The organism is Gimesia benthica (assembly GCF_009720525.1).
Taxonomy (GTDB): domain Bacteria; phylum Planctomycetota; class Planctomycetia; order Planctomycetales; family Planctomycetaceae; genus Gimesia; species Gimesia benthica.
Genome location: NZ_CP043930.1, coordinates 3,743,499 through 3,766,674 on the forward strand (window position 1 = coordinate 3,743,499; position 23,176 = coordinate 3,766,674).

The window sequence follows — 23,176 nt, forward strand, 5'->3', positions numbered from 1 at the left end:
TAACACTATGTCAGTCGGTTTATCCCGTAAAGAGATTGTCAAACGTCGGAAAAAACGAGCTCGTCTGAAAAAGAAGCTCAAATGCCGGTTCTGCCCGGATGGTAACATTCCACGTCCCGTGTATGTCGATTACAAGGATCTGAGAACCCTGCGTTCTCTCCTGGATCGCGAAGGACGTATCCTGCCCCGTCGTCGGACAGGGACTTCTGCCCTGTACCAGCGAGCTGTCCGTAAGGCAGTTTTGCGGGCACGCTTCATCGGTCTGCTGCCTTACGTTGCAGAAGACTAAGCGACTGAAGAGAAGAGACAAACGAAAAAGCTCTGGACTGATCTGGTCCAGAGCTTTTTTAATGCGCGTTGTGAAGACAATGACTTCTGTGTGGTCGCTTACCAGTGAAACCCGGTGGGAAACGAATCGGTTTCGAAGGCATCGAGCAGGCCGGCGTCCGTTTTGTCTTTCTGATCCAGGGTTGCTTCGGCACAGGACTCTTCGGTTTCCCAGATCACGACTTTGACGGCCTGTACTCCCAGGTCGTTGAGCAGATTCGGACAGACTTCGTCCAGCAGGTAGCGGGCCATGTTTTCTGCGGTCGGATTGTACGGCAGTACGAAGTATTTGGTCGGTTCGACCATGCGGATTGCGTTCAGGCCGTTTTCGTCTTCGATGTTGAGCAGGAAGCCGTGATCCCAGTTTTCGTCGATCCAGCCTTTCAGCAGCGCCTTGAGTTGCGCAAAGTCGATAATCCGACCCACGGCGTCCGTTTCCGGGCCGGTGACGTAAAAATCAGCGATGTAATTATGGCCGTGAAAGAACTGGCATTTTCCTTCGTGGCGAAACAGACGGTGTCCGGCGTTAAACTTGACCCGTCGCATAATTGTCATACCCATGTGACTCACTCAACCTCTCAACTGGGGTTTGCTGAACGATTCTGAAATTCGGTTAACTGTTTAACAGGGACTGCATGCCCTGCGTCATAATAGCGTCTATCCCGGGATCGCAGAAAGCGACGCTGACTTCATATCCGCCGGCGGGGTACTCTTCGGCAACCGGGATGTACCATGGTCCCCCATCCCCGTAAGCGGCTGTGGCGATGAATTCATCCGGCTGGATTTTCTGGGCTCGCAGCTGGTATTCAATGAAACTCTCGGCGGGCAGGTGCAGCGTTTTGATATCGTTGACCTGCAGTGAACTCAGGGTGATCGGGATCTGCTTCTCAATCCGTTGCAGCCAGGCCAGCATGTAGGAAGGACGGTTGCGATTCACAACGCTGTTACTTTTGTTGGAAATCGTCTTCGTTAACTCTTCTACGCTGAAACTGCTCCGCACGGGAGGTAAAATGTCATGAGTTTTCCAGGTCAGTTTGCCGACCGGCTCAGGTTTGAGCCCTTTTTCGGAAGCGACGATGCCGTCGTAAATCCGTCGAGCCAGAATAGCCCGCATCGGCTTGGAGCCGTCATTGTACTTGCCGGCGGAAATGTTTCCGGAACAGCCGGTGAAGTAAATGTGCGTGCAACCCGGTTCTTCCTGCTGACGCTGTTTACGGGCCATGCCGGTAAAGTCGCTGCTCACGCGGCCGTCGCCGTAATAGCTCATCGGATGGGTCGCATAGTAGTGACAGGAGACCAGCTTTTTGTCTTTGTTGTAGAAGGCGACTGTTTTCAGGAAGGGGTCGATGGTGCCTTCCGTCATGCTCCGCAGGCGTTCGTCCCGGCAGCTGCTGCCCCGCATACTGATGATCTTACCTTCCTTGTCGCGGTTGATCCGGCGGTTGGAAGCGACCTTGTCTACCCTTCCCTGACTGTGCGCGATATGCGTGAACGGCTCAGCCTTCGTAATCGCTGCAGAGACCGCTTTGCGGCCCTTGTCCAGGCATTCGTTGTAGAAATCCAGCTCGACGATATGCGGCAGATCTCCCTGTTCCAGAACAATCTGTTCGGCGTTCAGACAGGCGAAAGGAGCATTGTGCTGGTGCACGCATTGCACGGCCACGCGATCAATGCTCGTTCCCGCGGCTTCGGCTAAAGCCTGCCGCCAGTTGATGTGAGCATCGTTGAGCAAGCCGGTCCAGTCGACCGCGCAGACCACAATCGGCTTGCCCGCACCCAGCAGTACATAGCCGATCGCTTCCAGTGAATCATCGTAGCCGACGACCGGTTTAATCCAGCCACCACAGAGGGAATGCCCTTTGGGAGGCGACACATCGAACCGGAAGGGGGCGATGTGCAGATTCGGATTGTTGGCTGTTTCGCTCTGGTTGGCAAAAGCCCACTCTTCGAGCGAATAAGCAGATCCCGCAGCCGCCAGCGAAGCAGCCAGGAAATCACGTCGACTGAAATGACTCATAATACACCTGTCGTGACTAAAACCGATTTACAGTTTGGTTGGATTGGGAGCGTCTCCATAAACCTCTTTCGGATCGAAAACCTTTTCGGTTTCCGTAAATTCGAGCGCCAGGCCTTTCTCTTTGCCTTCTTCACCAACGGGCACACGGCGATAGAAACAGGAGCGATAACCAACGTGACAGCTGGCCCCGCCTCCCATGACATCGACACGCAGCCAGACCGTATCCTGATCGTCGTCGATCAGCAGTTCTTTGACTTTCTGGACCAGCCCGCTGGTAGCACCTTTGTGCCAGAGCACCTGTCGGCTGCGGCTCCAGTAGACGGCTTCACCCAATTCAATGGTCTTCTTGAGTGCTTCCTCATTCATGTAGGCATGCATCAGCAATTCACCTGAGGTGTAGTCGGTGGTGACAACCGGAATCAAACCGTCCTGGTCAAACTTGGGGGCCAGTTCGTTTCCTTCTTCTACCTGCTCGACTGAAGTCCTTCCAGCGAATTGAATTCCATCTGACATGATTTGTCTTTCCTCACTTCAATACGATCTTGATATATGACTCTGGAGAGTTTCTCTCCACTAGAGACGATTGTTTCCGGGTGGGCAGGTCTTCCAGCGGATGCGGTTGCGCATCGTTCTCTTCGGGAAATCAGCGCTCCTGATGATATCATACGCAATGCGATCAGCGAGACACATCGTCTCAGGCGCTGTTCAAGCGGAAAACGAGAGATTTCCTGCCTGCGGGTACGGTTTCTTAACCGAAATAGTAAACCCAATGATGGGGCAGGTCAGCAGTTTCAGCCGGGATTTTAAGAGGTTTCGCAGAATAATCGACGCGAAGCCGGCGAATAGTATACATGCGCAATCTGACACTTTGAATCAGGGGCTGAGTAAAGGGGTTTGTTTTGTCTGATGACCCTGTTTCCTGACCCCGGGTTCGCTGATTTTCAAACCTCATTTACTGTAAATCTGTGCGATCTTGGAGGCCTGCTGCTGAATCAGATCGCGAAACGCCCGCGGCGTGACCACTTCTGCCTGATCGCCAAAGCTCAGGACCCAGCCGACGAGTTCTTCCAGCGTGTCGACCCGGGCCCGGAATTCAATCATCCCCCCCTTCAGCTTCCTGATCTCCTGGGAAGGATCCCACATGATCTGGGACACCTTCTGAGCCAGTGTGCTCTGAAAGCGGATCGTCACCGACACGCGTTTTCCATTCCCTCGAATCGGGTCCCACGAATTGCCCAGGTAGCGGTCCAGTTTGAAGCGGGAGGGGCGACTGAAGGTTTCATCCAGGATTTCGGATTTAACAATGCTCAGAACGGGAAACGCTTTGATCCCACGGTCTACGGATGAGCGTCCCACCGTGTACCATTGTCGGTTGGCGTACAGAATATGATAGGGGCTGAGCATCGTAGAGAGTGGTTTCTTCTCCCCGGGAACAGCGTATTGAATGCGGATATTCTTTCGCGAGATGGCAGCCTGAAACAGATTCTTGTGGTGACTGGCACTTAACTCACTCGGATTCACCGGGGTGCCCCAGACAGAAATGGTCTGAGCTGCATCGATGACGTTTTCGCGAAGTGTGTCGGGCAGACTGTTCAGGACCTTGGCGGAAGCGGAGCGGGCAAACTGGTCAAAGGGGAGGCCGACTGTGGTCTGGTCGAGATCCTGGCACAGCACAAAGAGTGCCAGTGCTTCTTCAAAGGTGAGGTCCTTGAAGGGAACGATGGTTCTCCAGGGAAGTGAGTACCCCTGTTTCTCCTCGTCGAAGAGCACATAGATACCCGATTCCTGCAGCGTTCTCAGGTCGCGGAATACAGTCCTGCGGCTGACTTCACATTCGCTCGCAAGTTGTGCGGAATTAAAAACTCGTCCCGATTGTAGCAGCGCAATCAGCTTCAGGAGACGATGGATTCGTCCTGCCACCATTGACTATCTTTTCAATGCTTTTCCACAGGCCTGGTCAGTGGCGGGTTTTCAAACCCGAAACTTGAGTTGCAGCTCCAGCACGTCTCTGCAGCAAGAGCCAGAAACGGTAGAGACCTCAACTATGGAAAACAACAATCGATGGAGATGGGCATCGACACAACGATTCACAAATGAAAGTTAAGCGGCTGCAGGAATTTCACTCACTTGTGACGCTCAAACCTAACATCCGCTGCTCGCAAAGGATACAGAAAATCAAACACGACCATAAAAAACAGGGACGCCCCTCCTGTTAGTCGGTGAAAGCGGTATGACCTGAATAAAGCGACCGCTCAATCGTTTAAAGTTCTACTGTTAGAAACTGTCGGCAGACCGAAATTCCAGATCGAGGTTGTCTTCCGGATTGGCAATCGGCAGTTCTGCCTGTGAACTCGGGATTTCTTCCTGAGGAACAGGCAACTGATCCAGGGTTCCGCCAATCGGTGTCACATACAGGTCGCTCTGGGGTTGATCCGATTCCAGTGCCACTTTCACCGCCCGATCGACCGAGGTCGGGGCGAGCGGGTTGGTGCCGCCCTGCCCGTTGAGCTGGATGCGTGCCTCAGGCTGTGGAGGTGGTGTGACCGGCGGTGCATATTCAGGTGACATGCCCGGTTCCGGAACAGGCTGGAATTCAGGTGTCATTCCTTCCTGCTCGGAAGAGTAAGTTCCTTCCTGGGCCGGTGGAGGCATCACGCCCACTTCGCCCACATAACCATCGGCCACGAAGGGAGCCGGCTTATGCTGCAGTTTGTGAGCTTCGATACCGTGGGTACGAGCCCAGGCTTTCCGCAGTGCCTGCTGATAGGCGATCGGATTCCATTCGCCTTCCATCAGGTGAATGTTGTTGTGTTTGAGTAAGGTTCCCTTCCACTTGTGGAGGTTCTTGATCGCGATGTTGTAAGCCACCAGCGAACGGTAGTATTCGGTTTCTGCCTGTGCCAGACTGGACTGAGCACGCAGCAGGGTATCCAGAGTCGTGGTACCCGCCTGGACTTCCGCGTCGAACAGTTCCACACGTCTGCGGGCAGCACGCCAGCGGTTGAAGTTGGACTGAGCGGTCGCATAGTTTTTGGTCAGGTCCTGGAAGGTGATCGCGAGCTCCTGGCTCACATCCATTTCCTGTGCCTGCAGGATCGCCCGGGCTTTCGACAGACGGAATTCGAGATTCTCGACCTGAGCATGTGCCGAACGGAAACCGAGGGGCATGCTGAATTCCCAGCCGAGGGTCCAGCTGTCCTGGTCATTATCCATCATGGTTCCATAGGCACTGTGCAGCCCCTGACCTGTGATACCATCTGTATTCTTCTGACTCAGCAGACGATCGCCGAAGCCGTTAACCTGGTAACTGGAAACGAAGTCGAACCGGGGTTTGGTCAGGCTGGTTGCCGCCAGAGCCTGCAGTTCGAGACTCTTGATATTCCATTTCTGTTTGCGAAGTTCAACGCGGTGTACCAGAGCTTCTGTGAGACACATGCTCCAGTCTGGCGAGAACTCTGCTGCAATGGGATCATCGATGGGTCGGATAATTTTACCATCATTAACGGGCAGACCGACCAGTCGACGGAAACGGCTTTCAGCAGTGTAGATATCACTGCGGGTTGCCTGGACGAGTGCCTGGGTTTCAAACAGACGGTCTTTAGCCTGGGCTTCATCAGCCGGCTTGAAGTTACGTGTACCACCAGCTTCCAGCTTGGCATGTGCTTCACGCCAGCTGCGTAAGGCGGAGTTACGGGCGACGACCTGTGTATCGTACAGACGGTAAGCCAGGTACAGCTGCCAGTAGCTTTCTTCAATATCAGAGATCAGGTTGCGCACGTTGCGTTCAAAGTCAGCGAGTGCCTGGTCATTGTTGATCCGGGCAATCACGACCCCCTGGCTTACCCCGGTAATCCCGGAGAAGCTGGTTCCGATCGGACCGGCGATGCGGGTGTATTCGACCCCGGCTCCCGCCAGCATAGGTTGACGATAAGACAGCCCGAGGTTCCCGGCATAGTTCGAGGGGAACAACTGGCTGGAGGCATTACTGCCGGTGTAATTCCAGTTATGATTGATGGCGAACTGACCACCGTTGGCGAAGTTCTTGGAGAGCCCGGACTGAAACTGACCGGTTTCCTGAACCAGCGTTCCTCCGGGGACGCCACCAAAGAAGGGACTGTTCTGAACCTGTTCGGAACGACCCCACAACATATTCGCGGTGAATGTGGTATCGAAGGCGGATAACGCTGCTTCCACACCACGGGCACCACCGAGCAGCACGTTGGTCTCCTGGATTGCCGGGTCGAAAATCGAAGGCGTTCCGTCCGGATTATTCAGCAATGAGTTGCCGTTCGTTCCCAATGCGCCGGAAACACGAATCACCTCACTGTTCGCGAGCCCCAGGTGGACGGCGTCCATCAGAGGCAAGTCCCAGATCTGATCCTGAGAGCGATCGACCAGCGTCCGCGGCTTACCCGAGAAGGTAATTTCCTCGGGTGTTTCTTCGTAAACTGCGGGATATTCTATCTTTGTGGCGACGTCTTCATAGTATTGAAGCTCTTTGTCACCCAGATAGTGCAGATCGGTATCCGTTCCCAGACCATGACAACCCATTATTTGAGTGGTCATCATGCATCCACAGAGAATCAGGCGTAAATTCCGGCGTAGGTTCATGTATCCATCCTTAAAGACATGAACGTCAATTATGGTCACAAAGCGTTTTATTGAAACAACTTATAATTCATAATCGAAGTAGCGTTCAGGGAGAATCTGCTACCTGAAACAGTCTGCCCCACTGGTTACGAACACACGGGAGCGCAAGGCAGACGGCACAAGTGGCAAAATCACTACATTCGGTATCGGCGCTTTAATCGTTACAACTTGACTTTTTTGACGGTTGGTCAAAATTCTGTTGAGATTGGGTCTGTGGACCGAACTCCCTGAAGGGGATTCCCAGTAATTTTTTGAGCAGAATGAGTTCGCCGGCGTCATTCTGCTCAATGGCATGCCCCAGAAACTGCAGCACATACCCCGCTACGAACGCGGACCAGGCATAAATCCACTCTCCTGCGATGCCGAATCCGATGAGACCCCCGAATGTGAGAGGCACCCCGATCAGGTGCAGGATCTGATTGGCGCGGTTCTGGTGTCGAAGCAGGTAATTATGAAGAAAACGCTGGATCATCGGGGTGCTCGGATTGAGTTGAAAACCGGGGGACGGCTCTCTCGTATAGTTGAAAAGCGATATCTGATTTGCTACGGTCACTGCTTATCTGTGAATGATTTCATCAGTATCAACCAGTCAGGCCTCTGGTTTCAAGAGTCATGAGGCCCCTCGCCTTGTTATTGGTGCAATTGAGATCCCGGTCACATTCCCTTTTTGTCAGAAGTATTAGAGGAAACGATGTATAAAGTCACATTAATCCCGGGCGATGGTGTTGGTCCCGAAATCGCCGAGGCTACCAGAAAATGTGTTGATGCGACAGGAGTCAAAATCGACTGGGATGTTCAGGAATGTGGAATCGAAGTCATTGAAGCCGAGGGCGGTGTTCCCGATCGGGTCATGGAATCGATCCGGGCGAACAAAATTGCCCTCAAAGCACCAATCACCACCCCGATTGGAAAAGGTTTCCGCAGTGTCAACGTGTTCCTGCGTCAGGAACTCGGACTGTATGCCTGCATCCGTCCCTGTAAAACCTACAAAGGGGTTCGGACTTATTTCGCTGATTCCAACGTCGACCTGGTCGTCGTTCGCGAAAACACCGAAGACCTCTACGCTGGCGTTGAATTCCAGGCGGGCGAAGAAAAGACCGCTGAGCTGATCAAGACGATCAACGAGTTCGCGACCGGTAAGAAGATCAACACACCTCTCGATGAGACCGGCGTCAGCATCAAGCCGATGTCTTACCAGGGAACCCGTGATATCTGTAACTACGCGTTCAAATACGCCGTCGACAACAAACGCAAAGCAGTCACCTCGATCTGCAAAGCCAACATCATGAAGTTCACCGATGGTCTGTGGTACGATGAAACCCGGGCTGTCGCGAAAGCCTATGGTGCGAAGTTCGAATGGGAAGACCTGGCAGAAGGCGTCGAACCAGATGCCAAGCTGGCTGGTAACGTTCCCGATTGTGGCGGCAGCATTGAATACAATGAGCGTCTGATCGACAACATGTGCATGCAGCTGGTTCAGAAGCCCGAACTGTACGACGTGCTCGTTACTTCCAACCTCTACGGCGACATTCTGAGTGACCTCTGTGCCGGTCTGGTCGGTGGTCTGGGCGTCGCTCCCGGTTCCAACATCGGTACCGAAGCTGCCATCTTCGAAGCAACCCACGGTTCCGCTCCGAAGTACAAAGGCCAGAACAAGGTCAACCCGGTCGCCCTGATCCTCTCCGGTAAAATGATGCTGGACTACCTGGGTGAGCACGAAGCAGCCGCCAAACTGGATCAGGCTGTTGCTGATGTCATCGAAGAAGGTAAAGACGTCACCTACGACCTCAAGCCTGACCGCAACGATCCGACCGCCGTCGGTACTCAGGAAATGGCAGAAGCCATCTGCCGTAAGATGCAGTAATCTCTGAGAACCATTCGACAAAGAATTCAACGATGCAGAGCAGCCAGTTTGCTCTGCATCGTTTTTTTATTTGTGGTGTGCGACATTGTCGCCACTTCAACATTTACTGTTGGGGAAAGATCTGAACCAGGTGATAGTCGTCTACCTCGCGGAGTTCGAGGGTCAGGTTGCCAGCCGTATCAAATCGTCGGCGGAACACGCAGGTGCCATGCTGGAATTCATCTTCCTGAATCAGATTCCCATCGCGATCGTGCCGGGTACAGTAACCATGCTGTCTCCCCTGGGCATCAAAGCGACCTCGCCAGACTTCACCGGTCGTCTGATCCACTTTCATGACCGGCGCATCCCCTTTTAAACCAGGTACCACTGCCACAGATAATACGGTCAGCAGTAGTACGAACAGGACGTTGAAGTTCACGGAATGGCTCCTCTGGGCGCTCCTGTATCCCTGGCTTGACCATCAATGGGCGCACTGTCAGGCTGGATCGGGAGAGATCTACAGGTAAGGCAGGAAATCAGTTGACGCTGGTTTCAAATGAACCAGCTGGAGCGCGGGGTGACTTTGGTGGGTGCTGCTTTTTTTCATAAAGCAGTGGAATAATCGCAGAAATCGGAGAGACGTCAATCGTCTCTCCGGAGATTGGGCGGCTTTTTTGTAAAAATGTTAAGAAATTCGAATTATCTGTCTACAATTCATAAGCTGGTCAGAGTCATTGCCGTTTCCGAGCTCGAAAAGACCGACTTGGACAGTGACATAGTGTGCAGTTTTGGTGGGTTAATTTAGATGACCTTGGTCTCGTTTAAGCCATTGCTACCGGCCTGCACATAATGGGTGAGAACTTGCAGACCTGATCAGTTTGACAGACATGTTTATTTGCCTTGAGACGAGACCCGCTATCATGAAATTCAGGACGACGACTATGAGACCGCTGCTGTTTGTTTTGTTTGTATTGTCATTACCCCTCAGTCTGTCCGCGCAGGAAAAGTGGCCCGGTTTTCTGGGAGCGGGGGCTTCTCCCCTCAAGGCGGAGACCATTCCCACGCAGTGGTCGGTGGAAAAGAATGTCGCCTGGAAAGCAGGGATCCCCGGCTATGGACAGTCGAGCCCGGTGATCTGGGGCGACCAGGTGTATGTCACTTCGGTCGAAGGGCCAGACAAGGAGCAGCTGCACGTCGTCTGTTATTCGCTGAAGTCCGGCAAACAGCTTTGGGATCACATTCAGCCTTCAACCTATCCCGAGAAGAACAGTGTCTACATCAGCCGGGCCGCACCGACACCCGTACTCGATAAGAACGGCATCTACGCTTACTTCGAAAGTGGCGACATCGTGGCCCTCTCGCATGCTGGCGAATTGAAGTGGGCGGCCTCGCTGACTAAACGTTACGGGGCACCCAAAAACAAGTTCGGTCTGTCCGCGTCACCCGTGCAGTGGCAGGATCGTGTGATTGTACTCATCGACGACGAAGGTCCGTCTTACATCACCGCGGTCAGCAAAGCGGATGGCAGTGAGCTCTGGAAGAACGATCGTAAGAGTCGCGTCAGCTGGAGTTCGCCGATGATCGTCCCAGTGGGTGAGGCACAGCAGGTGGTCTGCAGTTCTGCCGGTTCCATCGACGGCTACGATCCGAAGACAGGCAAACAGCTTTGGATCTACGACGAAGTGGGCGGCAATAACAAGACCAGCCCGATTCCCGCAGGCAACGGCGAATTCCTGATCGGCGCTTCACCGGGTCGGGAGGGCGAGAACAACGAACTGGCGAAAAAATCGAACGGTCTGTTTGTGGTCAAACAGCAGGGCGCTGCATGGGAGCCTCAATTCGCGTGGACCAATGCCAGCCCGACGCCCTCCTGGGGAACGCCCATCGTCTACCAGGGGAATGCCTACTGGGTGAACCGGGTCGGCGTAGTTTACTGTCTGAATGCCAGGACCGGAGAGTCGGTCTATACCAGCCGGATTAAAGAGTCCTGCTGGGCGACGCCAGTCGGGATCGGCGATCGTGTCTACTTCTTCGGCAAGAACGGCGTGACGACCGTTTTGAAAGCGGGTAATGAATTCGAAGTCCTCGCCGAGAATGAACTCTGGACCGAAGACAATCCACCGGTCAACAACGTTCCCACCGCCGAGGAAACTTCAGCCGAACGCCGCCAGGGCGTTGCCATGTTCTCGCGACCAACTCTCTACGGTGCGGCGATTGTCAACGGCTACCTGGTTCTCAGAACCGGTAGTCAGCTGTATTGCATTAAGCCTTAGGCAGAAAAGCTGTTTCAGGAATAACAAAAAGGGGCAGGAACCGGTAACATTGGTCCCTGCCCCTGATCCATTTTATAAATGGATCGTACGGTTGCCTATTTGGCTTTCTTAAAGCCGGCATCGATCAGGTCATCATAACCGGGCTCGAGTGGCCGTACGTCGTACCCGTGCTTCAAGAGAACATCAGCCGCTTTGCAGGATCGGAAACCGGCTGCACAATGCGTGTAGATAATGTGTTTCTTGGAAAGCTTCATATTCAATGCTTTGGGGGTGATTCCATTGCTCAGCGTACTGAGAGGTAGAAAAGTCGCACCGGAGATGTGGCCGTTATCCCACTCAGATTTTTCGCGGACATCCACCAGGACGGCTTTTTTGTTGTTCAGATTCTTTTTGACCGTGTCCAGCGAATCTTCAGTGGGATCTGCCCCATTTCCAACACTCACCAACAATAAAGTGCAGGCCAGCGACAGTAAACACGACTTACAGAGATTCATCTTAAACAAACTCCTTCGAAATTGATGATTAAACAAAAGGGATTTTCAGCCTCTGCCGGGCTCGTTCCCGGCGCTGTTTATCCGCCTTCAACTGGGCAGGCGAACGTTTGATAACGGGTTCTTCACGGCCGAGTAATTTCAGCATGTCCCCCACCAGCCTGGGGCGTGAAAGGTAGTAGCACCGCAGAGCTCCTTCCTGGGCAAAGTCCACGAGCTTCGCATTTCGCAACACGCACAGATGCTGTGAAAGGTTCGCCTGTCGCACAGGCAATAACTCTTCCATGTCGGTGACGCACTTAGGGCCGGCCAGCAGTTCCTGCAGAATCGAGAGCCGGGTGGGATGCGAAAACGCCTTCAGTGTCTCCGCCGCAGTTTCCGTTTCCATCATGAGTGATTCAGTTCAAATTGGTTATGGATATTCGAATGTTCGAATATTATAATATTGGATCTCAGACTGGACAACCTCCATTTTCCCTGTTTGTGGTTTCACTCACCAGCGGCGTCCCGTTTGCGTGCCTGGGCTGCTGCCCGGATGGCGGCGCGGTTGGCATACGTCAAGCGGACTTCTTTCAGGGTCTGTTTCTCAGACGAAGTTAACGACTGAACTTCCAGCGTCACGGTCTTTTCTGGTGGATGTCCCATGCGGGTCATTAGTTCCACAAGGTCTTCCTCAAAGCGTTTCTGCCATTTCTCGCCGTAAGTCTCTTTGCTGAAGTCGATCATCTTTTCCGCGGGAATACCGTCCAGCGCAATCAGCCTGTACCACTGGTCGTTTACCTGGACCTCCGGCTGCGAGTCCTCCCAGCGGACCGCCGCGAAGGGGGAACGCTTCGGATAATCTTGACCGTTGCCAGAGTCCCCGTTCTTCGCCTGGTAGATAATGAAGAACACCAGCAGCATGAGGGCGAGAAACAGCACCAGGCCGACAAACAACTGAACCGGCGAGGCGCACGGAGCCGGCGGAATCTTTCCCGGAAAGGGGAGGTTCGGCAGTGCGATCTGCCCGTTGATGCCCTCGTCCGTGGTTTCCTGCTCAAGGCTGGCGCGCAGTTTCTGTAATTCTTCCCGCCGCGGGATGAGCTGTGTGCGTACAACGCGTTTATTCATCAGATAAACCGAGCCATATACGGCCAGCAGAAAGCCTTCCAGCAGCACAAAGAAAATGAGTGCATACAGCCAGCCTCCCCCTCGCGACTGCCAGGAGACCTGTGCGAAGAAAGCCGTGATGGAGAGCGTGGGCGGCAGCAGGTACCACCAGAAGATATTCTTGAGCAGCCAGATCTGTTGTTCCACTTCAGCCAGGGAACGCTGCACGCACTGTTGCAGTAATGGTTCCGTTGTCTGCTCAGACTCGGGCTGGTGACGTTTGCGGTAGAGCAGCATGAACCCGGCGATCCACAGGAACACCGGCACACTCAGATACCATGTCCAGGGGAGATCCAGCATAAAGCCCATCACGAACCAGACAGGAATCATGATGACCGCGACCCCGACTTCACCAAAATCGCGATAGGAAATCATCGTGTTGAACTGACGCTGATCGCGCTGCACTTCTTCACGGAGCAGGTCCGCGTCAATGACAACCCGCGTCTGCGCGGAGTGCGCCTGCCAGGCTTGCTGGAATTCATCAGGAGCCATCGCTTTCCCCTTTCATCAGTTCGTTCAATGCCTGCCTGGCCCGATTCAGTTTCACGCCAACATAGTTTTCGGAAATCCCCAAGACGTCGGCCATCTCGCGATAACTCAACTCTTCCAGATAAAGCAGTACCAGGGCGGCATCGGTTTTCGGCAACTGGTGAATTGCCTGATAGAGCTGTTCGACCAGATCGCGCTGCTGTGCCGTGGCGGCGCTGTCGGCCTCTTCGGCGGTCAGCATCTGCACTTCCAGTAACGGTTTCTGTCGGACCCGCCAGGGTGCTTCCTTTCTGCGCCAGTTCATCGCCGTGTGTAATGCCACGCGATAGAACCAGGTGGCCGGGCTCGACTTCTGTTCGAACTGCGGCAGTGACTTCCAAGCCTGAAGCAATATTTCCTGGGCCAGATCCTGAGTCTCTTCCGTCGTCAGGGTGTAGGCGCGTGCCACTTTCCAGACTGACGCACCATGCGCGTCGAGCCAGTCCGTAAACAGCGATTCCTGTGATTGGTCTTGCACGCGAACACCCCTTTCCACAGGTATTAGTACCCGCTGCGGACGCCGACTTACAGAAAAAAGGTGTCGTATGCAGATTTCTCAGAAAATAATCGATCGTTCAGCTCGGTAACAATCGATCTGGTTTCTATTCGCACCCATAAAACGTTACAGAAAAATTCATGAATCGGGACCTGTAAACCCTGCTGCCGTCTACATAGAATTGACGCTAAGCGTTCCTCTCGAGAAGCGACTCAATTCCACCAGCGAAAGACCAGGAAACGAATAGATTATGCTACGTTTGAAACGTCCTTTGTGGACAGCCACGTTATTGACGACCACCTTGCTAATCATCTCCGCCTCCACGCACGCCGCCGACTGGCCGCAGTGGCAGGGACCCAACCGCGACTCCATTTCCGCCGAGACCGGACTCCGCTCCACGTTCCCCGAAGACTTCAAGCCTGTGTGGTCCTTTAAGGACTGTGGCATCGGTTACTCCGCTCCTGCTGTAGTCGATAACATTGCCTACCTCCTGGGTGCCGACAAACAGGAGAACGGTGACTACGTCGAATTTGTGCTGGCACTGGATCCCAGCGGCAAGCAACTCTGGAAACAGGAAGTCGCCCATTACAAGGAAGGCATCATGCTGACCAAATGGGGTCACGGTCCGCGGAGTACGCCCTCCATCGCCGATGGCCGCCTGTTTGGACTCGGCGCCAACGGCGATCTGTTCGCCCTGGATCAGAAAACCGGCAAACTGCTCTGGAAAGCGAATCTCCGTGAAACCTACGGCAGCATGCTCAGTGGCGCGCGGGGCAAACCTGAGAATACCTGGGGGTACTGTGAGTCTCCCCTGGTGGACGGCAACCATGTCATCTGCACACCCGGCGGTGAGCAGGGCGCGGTCGTTGCCCTCGAAGCGGCGACCGGCAATCTGGTCTGGCAGTCCAAAGAACTGACCGACCCCTGTAGTTACTCCTCGACCGTGATCGCTGACTTTGGTGGTGTGAAACAATACGTCGTGCTGACCGCCAAACAGCTGGCGAGTGTTCGCGCTTCTGATGGCAAACTGCTCTGGACGGCGGAAGTACCCGTGAATGAAGTTGCCGTGATTCCCACGCCCATCGTGACCGGGAACCGGGTCTACACGACCTGCGATTACGACGCCGGCTGCGGACTCGTCGAAGTCAACAAAGAAGGCGATCAGTTTACGGCCAAGGTGCTCTACAAAAACAAGACTATGAGCAACCACCACGGCGGCGTTGTGCTGATCGACGGCAAGATATACGGCTGGACCGGTAAAACCACTTCACGTGGCCGCTGGGTTTGTCAGGATCTGGAAACAGGAGAAAGCGTCTGGATGGAAGGCCGCGCCGCTCCCGCGGGTGCCGTGATGGCCGCGGCTGGGCACCTCTATTGTTTTACGCAGGACGACGGCGTACTGGTCTGCATTGAAGCCACCCCGAAAGGATTCAAAGAAACGGGCCGCTTCACGATTCCGGAACGCACAGAAAAACAGAGCATCCTCGGGAAAGTCTGGGCCCGGCCCGTGATCTCCAACGGACGGCTCTATCTCCGAGATCAGGATCTGCTGTTCTGCTATGATATCAAACAGGACACCTGATCTCTGTTGAAGCAGGAACGACGAAATTAAAAAGTGGTCAGCGCTTCATAAACAGACGCTGACCACTTTTCTTTGAAAGACGTCGCAAAAAAGTACTGGCCGACCTGCCTCGTTCGGTTTAAATTGAGGAGCTACATCATTTTTTAGACAAAATGGTGACAGCTAGTGACTCTAACAAGATGAAGTCACGGCTTTCTTTCTATCGGTTCCAAGAGATGAAATGAAACAGTTCGCTCTCCCACCGAAACGCAGACGCGTCCTGCTGGTCTGTCTGGCAGGTCTCTTACTGGCGGTGTGCGCGTATTGTTTTACCGGTGAGGAACCTCGTCCCCTGACAGCCGAGGAGCAACAGCTGGTGGGGGAATGGAGTGATGGCAATTCTGGGATCACGCGCGGTTTCCATGCAGATCGGACCATTTCCACGTCGAATCGTCAGTACGTCGGACGCTGGCACATTGAGGACGGGAAATTAAAAGTCGTTGCCTGGGAACTGTTTGAACTGCCGCGTTCGCTCAGTCTTTCCAGCATCCGGTTATCGTGGAACAGTCTGCAGCGTCATTTTGAGGAGGAGAAATACTCCTGGCAGATTGATTTCCTGGACGACGGCCGAACGATGACGCTGAACCATCCCGTCGACGAGCAACATCCGGACGGGAAATGGCTGTGGACGAAGCAGATGGACCGTTGAATTTCTGATCCACTCTTCCAGAACCCGAGGCAGGCCCGTATAGTCGTGCTGCGTTTGGAAACTTTCCGGGGTTTATTTCAGGAGCCGTTCGTGGATCCCAATCATTTGCTGGTAGACGATTCGCTGCCTTATTATAACGCGCTGAGTCAGTGTATTGATCACTGGGGACTGGTGCCTGAGAAGACAGAATTAGTCCGCGATGGGGTGAACCACATCTTTGCCACCGAGTTCGTTAACGGTGCACCGGTCATTATCCGGATCAGTGATGGCAATCTCCGGGAACGGGGCGAAGTGCTGGGCGAACTGCTCTGGTTGGAGCATCTGATCTCTCATGGATGTACGGTTACGACGCCGATCCCTTCGCGTGGCGGGGAACTGCTGGAATCGATTGAAGTCGATGCAGGTACGATGCATGTCTGCTGCTTTGAGCGTTTCGGGGGCCGACAACTCGACCCGGCGACCGACGCCCAGTGGAATGAGGAACTCTTTCTCAAACTGGGACGGGAGATTGGTCGCATCCATCGGGCTTCGGATGAATTACAGCTCCCGGCCGACCAGGATCGTCTCTCGTGGCATGAAATCAGGCTCGGACAGTTTCCAGATCCGCTGCCCGACTATTTTCACCCCGAGGTCGTCGAAGCGATGCGCGGGTATTACGATGACTGGCGGAGCCGCTCTACCCCTGCAGGACCCTATGGACTGGTGCACCGGGATCTGCATGCGGGAAATTTTCTGGTCGAGAACGGTGACGTGCAGATCATCGATTTCGATCTGGGTTGTTACGGCTGGCGGACCATGGATTTAGCCGTCCTGCTCTTCATTTACTATTATTATCCCAGCCTCCGAGTGCCTGGCGCGACGCCAGAGCTGGCCGGCCATGTGCTGGCCAAACTGGTAGAGGGCTACCGCGAGGAATTTACGCTCGACCGCGATCAGCTGGCAACGGTCGCCGACATGATGATGTTGAATACGATCAACAACTATTTTCTCATGCTACCCGACCCGGAACACTGGCAGGCCGCGATGGGCAACCCGCGCATCACAGTCATGGAGAGCCTGACCTGGATCGAGCAGCTCTGGCTGGACAACCGGAAACTTCAGATCGAACTCGAGCTGTGATTAATGGGCAGGCGGGCTGTCAGAATCCTGCTTCGAATGCACGGCATTCTCTTTCGATTGAATGGTCAGCCACAGGGGGACGTGCAGGTCCCAGTGGATCACGGCGCTCCGCAGACTCATGATCAGGGCAGAGCAGCCGACGCCGATCAGGACGGCATGTTGGGGCAGCCAGGTGACCAGCGCGACAAACAGGATGCAGCCCAGGGTGACGGGAATCGCGTAAATTTCCCGCCGCATTAACAGCGTGGGCTGTCCCGCGAGGACGTCACGCAGCAGGCCACCACCGATTGCGGTCAACACGCCCAGCAGGATCGGCGCGAGCGGCATGCCGAACTCAACCCAGATGACTTTCTGAGCTGCCTGGATCGCAAACATCGAGACCCCCAATGCGTCGAGATAAAGCATGGTTTTGAAGATCTCTTTGCGCGTCATATGCCGGTTCATGAGAAACGCCAGAAAGCTGGCGCCCAGCGCAACCCAGATGTAATTCAGATCCGCGGCCCAGAAGACCGGTACCCCCAGGATTACATCACGAATGGTGCCGCCGCCGATCGCGGTGATCAACCCCAGCACACAGGCACCAAAGAAATCGACGCCGCGCGGCGAGACTGCCAGCACACCCGTTACCGCAAAGGCAACCGTGCCAATCATTCCGAGGAGGTATTGTAAGTCTGCAACGCTCATGGTGAACCTGCTGACGCGGGTCAGGCCTTCTTGACGAATTCGGATTTCAGTCCCATTGAACCGATCCCGGGAATTTTGCAGTCGATGTCGTGATCCCCTTCGACCAGGCGGATGTTCTTGACCTTCGTTCCCACCTTGACGACCGACGAAGAGCCCTTCACTTTAAGGTCTTTAATGACGGTGACGGAATCCCCATTTTGCAGGATGTTCCCGTTAGCGTCCCGCACGACGGGGCCGGTGGAGGTTTCGGTCGCACCCGCCGGATTCCATTCGTGGCCGCATGACGGACAAACCAGCAGGCCTCTGTCTTCGTAGGTATATTCTCCATCACATTCCGGGCAATTCGGTAACTCGCTCATGTTCTCGTATCCTGCAGTCTGTCTGATTGGTCTATCAGCACCGCAACTCCACCCGGTGCTTAATCACATTAGAATAGCGAGAGACTGGTACAGAGAACAGGAAGAGGCGCGGAAAGCCAACTGGAAAAAGCAGCTCTTAACAACCTTTAATATTCTTCACTGGTTCTTTTCCAGTGTCATTCGCATCATTTGCGTTGCAATCAGCCTCGGCTCTGGCAGATAATTGAAAACTTCCATTCCTATACCATGAGACCGGTCGTGTCGGGAATTCGAACACGACAACATTGCTAAGGACGCTCACCATGCTGGCTCGTATTTCCGTTTTTCTGTTACTCTGTTTTGTGATGATCCCCGGTCGGGTTCAGGCTGAAACTAAGCAGCCGAACATTTTGTTTATCCTGACCGACCAGTGGCGGGCACAGTCCCTGGGCTACGCGGGCAACGAGCAGGTCAAGACGCCGAATATCGATGCGTTGGCCCGACAGAGTGTCAATTTTCAGAACGCGGTTTCCGGCTGTCCGGTCTGCTGTCCCTTCCGAGGTTCGCTGATGACCGGCCAGCGTCCGTTGACGCATGGCGTGTTTCTGAACGATGTGCAACTGCCTGCGAAAGCGGTGACGATCGCCGAGGTGCTGGACAACGCCGGTTATGAGACCGGTTTCATCGGGAAGTGGCATCTGGATGGTCGCGGCCGCTCAGCGTTCACGCCGCCGGAACGTCGACAGGGCTTTGAGTTCTGGCGGGCTCTGGAATGCACGCACAACTACAACCGTTCGTTTTACTACGGCGACTCTCCGCAACGACAGACCTGGGAAGGTTACGACGCGTTTGCCCAGACGCGCGTGGCCCGGCAGTTCATTCGGGACCAGTCCCAGAAAGGGCAACCGTTTCTGCTGGTGATGTCGTACGGCTCGCCACATAATCCGTATCACACCGCACCGCCGGAATACCAGAGCATGTATGAACCGGAGAAGATCAAAGTGCGTCCCAATGTACCCAAAGATCAGCAGGCAACTGCGCAAAAAGAACTCGCCGGCTACTTTGCTCATTGTTCGGCACTGGATGATTGTGTCAGCGATTTAATGGCGACGCTCAAAGAGACCGGCATTGATCAAAACACGATCGTTGTCTTCACCTCTGATCACGGCGACATGCTGCGGTCGCACGGGCAGATCCGTAAGCAGAAACCGTGGGACGAATCGCTGCGGGTGCCGATGCTGTTCCGGTTGAATGGCGTAGAGCACGCGCAAGGTCGCACCGTCGATTCCCCCATCAATTCCGAAGACCTGATGCCCACGCTGTTGGGACTCTGTCAAGTTTCGATTCCCGACACCGTGGAAGGACTGGATTATAGCGGCTACCTGCGTGGCGGGAAAAATCCTTCAGACGGGGCGACGGTCATCACCTGCCCTTCCCCTTTTGGTGAATGGCAGCGGAGCCGGGGCGGAAAGGAATACCGCGGCTTGAGAACGACCCGCTACACGTACGTCCGCGATCTCAGTGGACCCTGGTTATTGTACGACAACGAGGCAGACCCGTATCAGCTGAAAAATCTGTGCAATGATCCGGAAGCAGCCCCGATCCAGGCAAAACTCGATGCGCTGCTCAACAAAAAACTGGCCGCCCAGCATGATGAGTTTTTGCAGGGGAGTCAGTACATCGAAAAATTCGGTTACCAGGTGGACCCGAAAACCGGGACGGTGCCTTATACGAATTGAACCGCGAAATGCAGGCCTGTCGGGTGGCACTGTTGGCTTGCCGCCAGTGAATTGATGAAACTACCACGAAAAACACGAAAGTCACGAAAAGGGGGAGAGCCCTGAAACCCTGAAGTATTAGGGGCAGCTCCTTCTTCCAATAGATACAGTCCTGACGAGACAGAAGGATTTTCGTGTATTCAGTGCCTTTCGTGGTTCTTTATTAAAATACTCACTCAACCACTTTCCACTCCAGCTGCACAGCCAGACCTTGACTGTTGACTGGTAGTTGAGGTGATAATTTCATCTCGAAGTGATTGTTCTTGTTTTGCATGTGTGCCAGTGCGCGGGGGGCGAACTGGAACAGTAATTCGGAGTTCAGCTTCGCGACTGACGCTGCCGGGTCGTCGCCATTCGTGTTTTCGCAGCGAAGATAGAACCCATAGACTGCAGTGGGGTGTTGCTTGATCCAGGCATCGAGGGAAACCGTAAGTTTCTCTACTTTGAGAGTCGTCTCCAGCGGAGTCCAGGAAGTCCCGTTCGAGGAGACGGAGATTGTGGGAGCCGACTGACCTGGTGCGAGTTTGAGTTCCAGCGCCCCTTTCAGCAGCACATAGGGCCAGGTGAAGTGCCAGTCCCGCTGGTGGGGATGCGGCTGTTTCAATGACTCCAGCTTTGTAATGCTGCGTTTCAGAGTACCGTTCCCCGCGACGGGGGGCTGTTCCTCGTTCGGCATGTTGCGTCGATGAATATATTCCGCAGCGATGTAGTCAAACTCGAGGCGGTCACCGGGTTCCAGAGTGGGAGCCAGATTCGAATCCCGAATCGCCGGTTTGCGTTCGGAAGGCTGGTTATCAGCGGTCGTTGTGTAGAGCCGGGCGATTGCCTGCGAGGGACTGCCGATCGGATCCAGGGGCGTTTTTGTAATCAGTTCGGGGTGCTGTGCCAGTTCCTCAACACTCGCGATCACTCCCTGATCATTGCGATAAAAGACTTCATGATCGGGATCGAACATGTGCCACTTACCGTCATAGAAGGCTTCCGCAACAACGTGTCCTGAGAGCCCCCAGGTCCGACTTCGCACACCTGCTTTGCGGGCCAGGACCGCGAAGTTCGAGGCACAGTCATCACAGAAGCCGTACCCGTAAACATTGAGAAACTTCACGGGGTCGTGCACTTCATCTCCCGGTTCTGCCGGATAGAAGTGATACCGCCAGTCGACCAGGAATTTCCAGATCGCCAGTGATTTCTCTTCGTCCGTCATCCCCGGTTTGAGAATGCTGGCGAGCATCGCCTGCTGGCTGGAGAGATCGGGGGCCCCCTGGCGCTTCCAGTTCAGCTGGATGCTTTGCTGCGGATCCCGGTTTTCCCAGACCAGCTTGACGGGTTGCACGCGTTTGCCGGAGATATCAGGAAATGAGATCAGCGAGTCGGCATCGGTCAGTACGAATTGCGCTGACTGTTCGGTATAAGTTTCCGGGCAGACCAGTTCATATTTGCGTCCATTGGTGCGGGGATCGGAAGAATCGCTGGCGGAAAAATAGAGCGTGGTCGGCGTCCAGTGACTGTAGTGCCCTTTCCCTGTTTCGCGGATCAGCTTATGCAGCGCGTGGGGATGCGGCAGGGGTTGGCCATCTTCCAGCAGGATGCAGGTGGATCTGGATTTACTGTCAGCTTCATGCGGAATTTTGAGGCGGGCCACGTAGCCGACACCGGTCTCATGTGTCATCGCCGCGGGCGTAATCAGTTCGCGAACCTGCCCGGTTTTCGTTAGCGAGCGGATTTCGGGACGAACGGTTTTCACGGTCTGAGTGTCTGAATCACCCCACACCGGCGAGAACGGGATGTTGCATGTGAGCAAGAGGCTCGCCAGGTAGAAGTATGCTGGTTGTGGTTTCATATTGAACTCTGCAAGAGAAAACAGGGTACACGAGTGCGGGCAACACGCAGATATTATACCCCTGCCTGTTGCTGACGCTTGCCATTTCCAGCGAAAAAACTGAAAGTGGACAATAGATCGAGAAGGCTCATATCTAAGTCATCGCTTTCAATTTAATAATCCTCCTGCAATCAATGGAATCAAAAATGTTCAATCAATCCAGGCTGTCAGCGCGTTTCATGGGGCATTCCTTCGCTTTCGCTATGGTCGGGCTGGCCACTTCGTTTTTGTCTGCAGCTGATAAATATACCGAGCAACCTGGAACGAAAGGGAACGGCAGCTATGTTGTCGGGCCCAACTACAAGATCGATCCGAGACTCACTGATCGGGGCAATCCCAAGGGGAAACGCTTCGAGTTCGAGATGCCCCTGGCGGAGAGCAAGATCTTTCCCGGCACCGACGAGACGCTCGACCCGAAAAAAGAGGTGCGAAAAACCCGCAAGATCTTTGTCTATGTTCCCGCAGCCTACAAAGATGGAACCAAGGCACCGATTCTGGTCATGCAGGACGGACCGAGCCGGATGGACCTGGTCTGCAATGCCCTGGACAATCTGACGATCTCGAAAGATCCGGCACAGCGGCTGCCGGCGTTTATTGTGATTGCGGTCCAGAACGGCGGTAACGACGGCAAAGGAAGCGAACGCGGTCTGGAGTACGATACGATGTCCGACCGTTACGCCCGGTTTATCAATGACGAAGTCCTGCCGGCCGTGCTGAAGAACAAACAGATCCGTGCCGCGTATCCGCACATCGCGTTTACCGAGAATCCCTGGGGGAAGGCCACGATGGGCTGCAGTTCCGGCGGTGCGGCTGCGTTGACGATGGGCTGGTTCCGACCCGATCTGTTCCGCCGCCTGATTACCTATTCCGGTACCTTCGTCGATCAGCAGGACGACGACGCACCCCAGGAAGCAGAGTACCCCCTGGGTGCGTGGGAATATCATTCGAGCATGAAGCTGATTGAAAACAGCGATCCCAAGCCTCTGCGGATCTTCACGCATGTGGCAGAAAACGATCTCCGGGCCGACGATCCGGAAGAGACGTACCACAACTGGGTGATGGCCAATGAACGGACGGCCGAGGCCCTCAAGGCCAAGGGTTACGATTATCGATACGTCTTCAGCAAGGGGACCCGGCACTGCGACCGCAAGGTCTTCGAACAGACGCTGGCCGACACCCTGCTCTGGATGTGGCAAGGATATAACGGCGAGTGATATTTAAAGAACCACGAAAAAACAGCGGATAGAATAGAAAAAGGGTAGCCTCGAATGTAATTCGGGGCGAGCGCAGCGAGCAGGAAACTGTCAGTGCAACAGACCGAATCAGCAACAGGA

Annotated in this window: 22 protein-coding genes; 8 read left to right on the forward strand and 14 right to left on the reverse strand. The window is 54.4% G+C overall.

From position 1 onward, the window contains the following. The first annotated feature begins 7 nt into the window (after positions 1–7). A complete protein-coding gene (rpsR, locus tag F1728_RS14270) occupies positions 8–289 on the forward strand; it encodes a 30S ribosomal protein S18 (RefSeq protein WP_044236819.1) in 282 nt (93 codons plus the stop codon). Positions 290–387: 98 nt separating this feature from the next. On the opposite strand, the gene F1728_RS14275 is transcribed toward rpsR, so the two are convergent. The 6 genes from F1728_RS14275 to F1728_RS14300 all read right to left on the reverse strand — a co-directional run bounded on the left by F1728_RS14275 (position 388) and on the right by F1728_RS14300 (position 7,466). Then, positions 388–888 carry a 6-pyruvoyl trahydropterin synthase family protein gene (locus F1728_RS14275; protein ID WP_145193518.1) on the reverse strand — a complete coding sequence of 167 codons (501 nt, stop codon included), beginning with the start codon at positions 886–888 and terminating at the stop codon, positions 388–390. A 52-nt stretch (positions 889–940) separates the two neighbouring features. Then, positions 941–2,344, reverse strand: coding sequence for a hypothetical protein (locus F1728_RS14280; protein WP_155364678.1), 1,404 nt, complete (start codon positions 2,342–2,344; stop codon positions 941–943). A gap of 27 nt (positions 2,345–2,371) precedes the next feature. After that, entirely contained in the window at positions 2,372–2,857 is a 486-nt protein-coding gene (gene hisI, locus F1728_RS14285; protein ID WP_145045806.1) for a phosphoribosyl-AMP cyclohydrolase, read from the reverse strand. Positions 2,858–3,292: 435 nt separating this feature from the next. Then, positions 3,293–4,267 (reverse strand): helix-turn-helix transcriptional regulator, encoded by a 975-nt coding sequence (locus tag F1728_RS14290; RefSeq protein ID WP_155364679.1) that lies wholly within the window; start codon positions 4,265–4,267, stop codon positions 3,293–3,295. A 351-nt stretch (positions 4,268–4,618) separates the two neighbouring features. Beyond that, positions 4,619–6,955, reverse strand: coding sequence for a TolC family protein (locus F1728_RS14295; protein WP_155364680.1), 2,337 nt, complete (start codon positions 6,953–6,955; stop codon positions 4,619–4,621). Between the two features lie 193 nt (positions 6,956–7,148). Next, entirely contained in the window at positions 7,149–7,466 is a 318-nt protein-coding gene (locus tag F1728_RS14300; RefSeq protein WP_155364681.1) for a DUF962 domain-containing protein, read from the reverse strand. A 219-nt stretch (positions 7,467–7,685) separates the two neighbouring features. Between F1728_RS14300 and F1728_RS14305 the strand changes: the two genes are divergently transcribed. Next, positions 7,686–8,858 (forward strand): isocitrate/isopropylmalate dehydrogenase family protein, encoded by a 1,173-nt coding sequence (locus F1728_RS14305; protein WP_145193508.1) that lies wholly within the window; start codon positions 7,686–7,688, stop codon positions 8,856–8,858. Between the two features lie 103 nt (positions 8,859–8,961). On the opposite strand, the gene F1728_RS14310 is transcribed toward F1728_RS14305, so the two are convergent. Beyond that, entirely contained in the window at positions 8,962–9,276 is a 315-nt protein-coding gene (locus tag F1728_RS14310) for a hypothetical protein (protein ID WP_155364682.1), read from the reverse strand. 502 nt (positions 9,277–9,778) lie between these two features. Between F1728_RS14310 and F1728_RS14315 the strand changes: the two genes are divergently transcribed. After that, positions 9,779–11,110 carry an outer membrane protein assembly factor BamB family protein gene (locus F1728_RS14315; protein WP_155364683.1) on the forward strand — a complete coding sequence of 444 codons (1,332 nt, stop codon included), beginning with the start codon at positions 9,779–9,781 and terminating at the stop codon, positions 11,108–11,110. 95 nt (positions 11,111–11,205) lie between these two features. Here F1728_RS14315 and F1728_RS14320 read toward each other — a convergent pair whose 3' ends face one another. The 4 genes from F1728_RS14320 to F1728_RS14335 form a co-directional block, all read right to left on the reverse strand. After that, entirely contained in the window at positions 11,206–11,604 is a 399-nt protein-coding gene (locus tag F1728_RS14320) for a rhodanese-like domain-containing protein (protein WP_155364684.1), read from the reverse strand. Between the two features lie 28 nt (positions 11,605–11,632). Then, on the reverse strand, positions 11,633–11,992 hold the full coding sequence (locus F1728_RS14325; RefSeq protein WP_197996904.1) for an ArsR/SmtB family transcription factor: 360 nt from the start codon (positions 11,990–11,992) through the stop codon (positions 11,633–11,635). Positions 11,993–12,090: 98 nt separating this feature from the next. Continuing rightward, positions 12,091–13,242: a hypothetical protein gene (locus tag F1728_RS14330; protein WP_155364685.1), complete on the reverse strand. Its 1,152-nt coding sequence runs from the start codon at positions 13,240–13,242 to the stop codon at positions 12,091–12,093. Continuing rightward, a complete protein-coding gene (locus F1728_RS14335) occupies positions 13,232–13,756 on the reverse strand; it encodes an RNA polymerase sigma factor (protein WP_155364686.1) in 525 nt (174 codons plus the stop codon). The genes F1728_RS14330 and F1728_RS14335 overlap by 11 nt, the downstream gene beginning before the upstream one ends. 268 nt (positions 13,757–14,024) lie before the next feature. Here F1728_RS14335 and F1728_RS14340 point away from each other — a divergent pair, with 268 nt between their 5' ends. The 3 genes from F1728_RS14340 to F1728_RS14350 all read left to right on the forward strand — a co-directional run bounded on the left by F1728_RS14340 (position 14,025) and on the right by F1728_RS14350 (position 17,163). Next, positions 14,025–15,356 (forward strand): PQQ-binding-like beta-propeller repeat protein, encoded by a 1,332-nt coding sequence (locus F1728_RS14340; RefSeq protein ID WP_155364687.1) that lies wholly within the window; start codon positions 14,025–14,027, stop codon positions 15,354–15,356. A gap of 220 nt (positions 15,357–15,576) precedes the next feature. Further along, positions 15,577–16,044, forward strand: a complete 468-nt coding sequence (locus tag F1728_RS14345) for a hypothetical protein (RefSeq protein WP_155364688.1) — start codon at positions 15,577–15,579, stop codon at positions 16,042–16,044. Positions 16,045–16,134: 90 nt separating this feature from the next. Next, on the forward strand, positions 16,135–17,163 hold the full coding sequence (locus F1728_RS14350) for a phosphotransferase enzyme family protein (RefSeq protein ID WP_194242824.1): 1,029 nt from the start codon (positions 16,135–16,137) through the stop codon (positions 17,161–17,163). Here F1728_RS14350 and F1728_RS14355 read toward each other — a convergent pair whose 3' ends face one another. Continuing rightward, entirely contained in the window at positions 17,164–17,847 is a 684-nt protein-coding gene (locus F1728_RS14355; RefSeq protein ID WP_155364690.1) for a trimeric intracellular cation channel family protein, read from the reverse strand. 20 nt (positions 17,848–17,867) lie between these two features. Further along, positions 17,868–18,206 (reverse strand): zinc ribbon domain-containing protein YjdM, encoded by a 339-nt coding sequence (locus F1728_RS14360; protein ID WP_155364691.1) that lies wholly within the window; start codon positions 18,204–18,206, stop codon positions 17,868–17,870. 302 nt (positions 18,207–18,508) lie between these two features. Here F1728_RS14360 and F1728_RS14365 point away from each other — a divergent pair, with 302 nt between their 5' ends. After that, positions 18,509–19,924, forward strand: a complete 1,416-nt coding sequence (locus F1728_RS14365) for a sulfatase family protein (RefSeq protein WP_155364692.1) — start codon at positions 18,509–18,511, stop codon at positions 19,922–19,924. Positions 19,925–20,135: 211 nt separating this feature from the next. Here the strand turns inward: F1728_RS14365 and F1728_RS14370 are convergent, their stop codons facing one another. Continuing rightward, complete coding sequence (locus F1728_RS14370) at positions 20,136–21,803, reverse strand: transglutaminase-like domain-containing protein (protein ID WP_155364693.1); 1,668 nt, start codon at positions 21,801–21,803, stop codon at positions 20,136–20,138. A 218-nt stretch (positions 21,804–22,021) separates the two neighbouring features. Here F1728_RS14370 and F1728_RS14375 point away from each other — a divergent pair, with 218 nt between their 5' ends. Continuing rightward, a complete protein-coding gene (locus F1728_RS14375; RefSeq protein WP_390644241.1) occupies positions 22,022–23,056 on the forward strand; it encodes an alpha/beta hydrolase in 1,035 nt (344 codons plus the stop codon). Positions 23,057–23,176: the final 120 nt, after the last annotated feature.

Coding starts and splice junctions, on each gene's coding strand:
- rpsR (WP_044236819.1), top strand. CDS start 8: ATGTCAGTCGGTTTATCCCGTAAAGAGATTGTCAAACGTCGGAAAAAA.
- F1728_RS14275 (WP_145193518.1), bottom strand. CDS start 888: ATGGGTATGACAATTATGCGACGGGTCAAGTTTAACGCCGGACACCGT.
- F1728_RS14280 (WP_155364678.1), bottom strand. CDS start 2,344: ATGAGTCATTTCAGTCGACGTGATTTCCTGGCTGCTTCGCTGGCGGCT.
- hisI (WP_145045806.1), bottom strand. CDS start 2,857: ATGTCAGATGGAATTCAATTCGCTGGAAGGACTTCAGTCGAGCAGGTA.
- F1728_RS14290 (WP_155364679.1), bottom strand. CDS start 4,267: ATGGTGGCAGGACGAATCCATCGTCTCCTGAAGCTGATTGCGCTGCTA.
- F1728_RS14295 (WP_155364680.1), bottom strand. CDS start 6,955: ATGAACCTACGCCGGAATTTACGCCTGATTCTCTGTGGATGCATGATG.
- F1728_RS14300 (WP_155364681.1), bottom strand. CDS start 7,466: ATGATCCAGCGTTTTCTTCATAATTACCTGCTTCGACACCAGAACCGC.
- F1728_RS14305 (WP_145193508.1), top strand. CDS start 7,686: ATGTATAAAGTCACATTAATCCCGGGCGATGGTGTTGGTCCCGAAATC.
- F1728_RS14315 (WP_155364683.1), top strand. CDS start 9,779: ATGAGACCGCTGCTGTTTGTTTTGTTTGTATTGTCATTACCCCTCAGT.
- F1728_RS14320 (WP_155364684.1), bottom strand. CDS start 11,604: ATGAATCTCTGTAAGTCGTGTTTACTGTCGCTGGCCTGCACTTTATTG.
- F1728_RS14325 (WP_197996904.1), bottom strand. CDS start 11,992: ATGATGGAAACGGAAACTGCGGCGGAGACACTGAAGGCGTTTTCGCAT.
- F1728_RS14330 (WP_155364685.1), bottom strand. CDS start 13,242: ATGGCTCCTGATGAATTCCAGCAAGCCTGGCAGGCGCACTCCGCGCAG.
- F1728_RS14340 (WP_155364687.1), top strand. CDS start 14,025: ATGCTACGTTTGAAACGTCCTTTGTGGACAGCCACGTTATTGACGACC.
- F1728_RS14345 (WP_155364688.1), top strand. CDS start 15,577: ATGAAACAGTTCGCTCTCCCACCGAAACGCAGACGCGTCCTGCTGGTC.
- F1728_RS14355 (WP_155364690.1), bottom strand. CDS start 17,847: ATGAGCGTTGCAGACTTACAATACCTCCTCGGAATGATTGGCACGGTT.
- F1728_RS14360 (WP_155364691.1), bottom strand. CDS start 18,206: ATGAGCGAGTTACCGAATTGCCCGGAATGTGATGGAGAATATACCTAC.
- F1728_RS14365 (WP_155364692.1), top strand. CDS start 18,509: ATGCTGGCTCGTATTTCCGTTTTTCTGTTACTCTGTTTTGTGATGATC.
- F1728_RS14370 (WP_155364693.1), bottom strand. CDS start 21,803: ATGAAACCACAACCAGCATACTTCTACCTGGCGAGCCTCTTGCTCACA.
- F1728_RS14375 (WP_390644241.1), top strand. CDS start 22,022: ATGGGGCATTCCTTCGCTTTCGCTATGGTCGGGCTGGCCACTTCGTTT.